Annotated in this window: 3 protein-coding genes; 2 read left to right on the top strand and 1 reads right to left on the bottom strand. The window is 69.2% G+C overall.

The genetic code is table 11. The features are described 5' to 3' along the window. Window positions 1-186, bottom strand: a 186-nt coding sequence (locus BN1233_RS18450) for a TetR family transcriptional regulator (protein ID WP_046865098.1), incomplete at its 3' end; no start/stop codon positions are given. A 193-nt stretch (window positions 187-379) separates the two neighbouring features. Here BN1233_RS18450 and BN1233_RS18455 point away from each other — a divergent pair. Together BN1233_RS18455 and BN1233_RS48430 are read left to right on the top strand one after the other, a co-directional pair. Continuing rightward, window positions 380-1,573 (top strand): efflux RND transporter periplasmic adaptor subunit, encoded by a 1,194-nt coding sequence (locus BN1233_RS18455; protein WP_046865099.1) that lies wholly within the window; start codon window positions 380-382, stop codon window positions 1,571-1,573. 4 nt (window positions 1,574-1,577) lie between these two features. Next, a partial coding sequence (locus BN1233_RS48430) for an efflux RND transporter permease subunit (RefSeq protein ID WP_046865433.1) occupies window positions 1,578-3,382 on the top strand: 1,805 nt, incomplete at its 3' end.

Below are 3,382 nucleotides of genomic sequence, written 5' to 3' on the forward strand. Positions count from 1 at the left end.
CCGGATCGCGAGCAGCAGGCCCTGCTTGTTGTGGAAGTGCCAGTGCACCGCGCCGCGCGTGACCCCGGCCGCGGCGGCGATCTCCTCGAGCGACACGGCCTCGTAGTCGCGCTCCAGGAACAGCCGCTCCGCGGCCTCAAGGATGAGTCGGCGCGTCTCCGCGGCCTGCTCCTTCGTCCGTCGCATGATCGATTTCTCCTGCCCCGCACCCTTTAAGAATAAACAGCCCGTACGTATATCGGAACCAAACATACATACTGTTTGTTATTGAAGCAAGGCCGACCTGGCGGCATCCGCCTTTCCGGCCCCGTCAGCGCTCCACCGCTCAAGGAAGAACGACGTGCCCCAGCAACCTTCCCCACCCGAGGTGCGGTGCCCGATGCCGTACCGTCTCCTGCGCCGGGCAGCCGGCCTTTTCCTCGCCGCGGCCCTTGCCTCCGGCCTCGCGGCCGGACCGCTCGCCGCCCAGCCCGCCGCCTCCGGTCCTCCGGCGGTGGGCGTCGTCGAGGCTGCGCGCCGCCCCGTCACCGAGAGCTTCGAGTTCATGGGCCGCGTGCAGGCGGTCGACCGCGTGGGGCTGCTGGCGCGCGTCAATGCCTTCCTCGACGAGCAGCTCTTCCGGGAGGGCGCCGAGGTGAGAAAGGGCGACCTGCTCTATCGGCTCGAGCGAGAGCCCTACGAGGCGGAGGTCGCGGTCAGGCAGGCCGCCATCGCCCAGGCCGAGGCCCAGCTCGCCAATGCGCGCAGCGATCTCGCCCGCGCGCAGGAACTCCGTGAGAGGGGCGCCGGCACGCAAGCCGCGTTGGACAATGCTCTCGCGCAGGAGCGGACCGCCTCCGCGCAACTGCAAGCCGCCAGGGCGCAGGTCCGCCAGGCCGAGATCAATCTCGGCTACACCGAGATCCGTGCTCCGATAGACGGCCGCATCAGCCGCAGCGCCGTCACGGTCGGCAACGTGGTCGGGCCGGGCTCCGGCGTCCTGGCGACCATCGTCAGCCAGGATCCGATGTACGCGACCTTCCCGGTTTCCATGCGGACTGCCGAGGACCTGCGCACCCGCTATGCCAAGGAGGGCTTCGACGCGGTCGGCATCAGGCTCCACTTCTCGGACGGGCGCTTCTACGGGCACGCCGGAAAGCTCGACTTCGTCGACATCACGGTCGGGCGGGACACCGACACGATCACCCTGCGCGGCACGATCCCGAACCCGGTCCTGCCGGGCAGCGAGAAGGGCGACACGAGCCCGCGCGAGCTCACCGACGGCCAGTTCGTCACCGTGGTGCTCGAGGGGGCCGAACCCGTGCAGCAGGTGACCATCCCGCGGGAGGCGGTCCTGTCCGACCAGCGCGGCGACTTCGTCTACGTGGTCGGCGCCGACAACCGGGTGGAGCGGCGCACCGTGCGGCTCGGCCAGTCCACTCCGGCCGTGGCGGTGGTCGCCGACGGCCTGAAGGAGGGCGAGCGCGTGGTGCTCGAGGGCGTGCAGCGCGTCCAGGCGGGCCTGCCGGTCGCGCCCGCTCCCGCCGATGTCAGCCACCTCGCCCTCGACGGCTCGACGGCCGACCGGAGCTAATTCCATGATCTCATCGACCTTCATCAACCGCCCGCGGCTCGCGATCGTCATCGCCGTCGTGACGCTCATCGCCGGCGCGCTCGCGCTGATGCGCATCCCCGTCGCGCAGCTCCCGGATATCGTGCCCCCGCAGGTCATGGTCTCCGCGGTCTATCCCGGGGCCTCGGCCGAGGTCGTGGAGTCCACGGTGGCGCAGCCGATCGAGTCCAAGGTGCTCGGCGTCGACCAGATGCTCTACATGAAGAGCACCGCCGGCAACGACGGCAGCTACATGCTGAACGTCAGCTTCGCGCTCGGCAGCGACCCCGACATCAACACCGTCAACGTCAACAACCGCGTCCAGACGGCGCTCTCGCAGCTTCCGGAGGAGGTGCAGCGCCAGGGATTGACGGTCCAGAAGCGGTCCTCCTCGATCCTGCAATTCGTCATGATGACCAGCGAGTCGCCCGAGCACGACCCGCTGTTCCTCACGAACCTCGCGACGATCAACGTCATCGACGAGCTGTCGCGCACGCCGGGCGTCGGGCAGGCGATGCTGTTCGCGCGGTCCAACTATTCCATGCGGATCTGGCTCGACACCGAGCGGCTGGTCGGCCTGAATCTGGCCGCATCCGACGTCATCCGGGCGATCCAGGCGCAGAACGTGCAGGCGCCGGTCGGCCGCATCGGCGCCGAGCCGGTCCCGGACGACCAGCGGCTCCAGATGAACGTGCAGACCCAGGGCCGTCTCTCGACGCCCGAGGAGTTCGGCGCGATCGTGCTGCGCGCCAACCCGGACGGCTCCACGCTGCGCGTGCGCGACGTGGCGCGTGTGGAGCTTGGAGCCGAGAACCTGGATGCGTTCACGCGCCTGAACGGCAGAGACGCGGTCGGCATCGGCATCTTCCTGTCGCCGGGCGCCAACGCCGTGACCGCCGCCGAAGCGGTCGGGGCGACGCTCGACAAGGTCCAGGAGCGTCTGCCCGAGGGCGTCTCGCTGCGGGCGGTCTACGACTCGACCACCTTCGTGAACGAGACGATCGAGGTCGTGATCAAGACCCTGGTCGAGGCCTTCGTGATCGTCGGCGCGGTGGTGTTCCTGTTCCTCGGCAACTGGCGCGCCACACTCATCCCGCTCCTCGCGGTGCCGGTCAGCGTCATCGGCACCTTCGCGGTGCTGCTGGTGATGGGCTACTCCGCCAATACGGTGTCGCTGCTCGCCATGGTGCTCGCGATCGGCATCGTCGTCGACGACGCGATCATCGTGGTCGAGAACGTCGAGCGCGTCATGGAGGAGGAGCCGGATCTGTCGCCCGCCGAGGCCACCAGGAAGGCCATGGCGCAGATCACCGCGCCGGTCATCGCCATCACGCTCGTCCTCCTGTCGGTGTTCGTGCCGATCGCCTTCATCCCCGGGATCTCGGGCGAGCTGTTCCGCCAGTTCTCGGTGACGATCAGCGCCGCCATGGTGATCTCGGCCGTCAACGCGCTCACCCTCTCGCCGGCGCTCTGCGGCGTCCTGCTGCGGCACACGGGAGAGAAGCGCGGGATCATGGCGTGGGTCTCGCGGCGCATCGACAACGTCCGGGACGGCTACGCCGCGATCGTGAGGAAGACCCTGCGTCTGTCCGTCCTGTCGCTCGCGCTGGTCGCGGCATTCGGGGCCGGGACCTACCTCCTCTCGCAGCGCACGCCAACGGGCTTCCTGCCCGAGGAGGACCAGGGCGCGTTCTTCGTCTCGGTGCAGTTGCCGGAGGCCGCCTCCGTGGCCCGCACCGGCCGCGTGGTCGAGCAGGTCGAGGAGATCCTCCAGGGCATGCCGCAGGTCCG

This window comes from Microvirga massiliensis, assembly GCF_001006805.1.
Classification (GTDB): domain Bacteria; phylum Pseudomonadota; class Alphaproteobacteria; order Rhizobiales; family Beijerinckiaceae; genus Microvirga; species Microvirga massiliensis.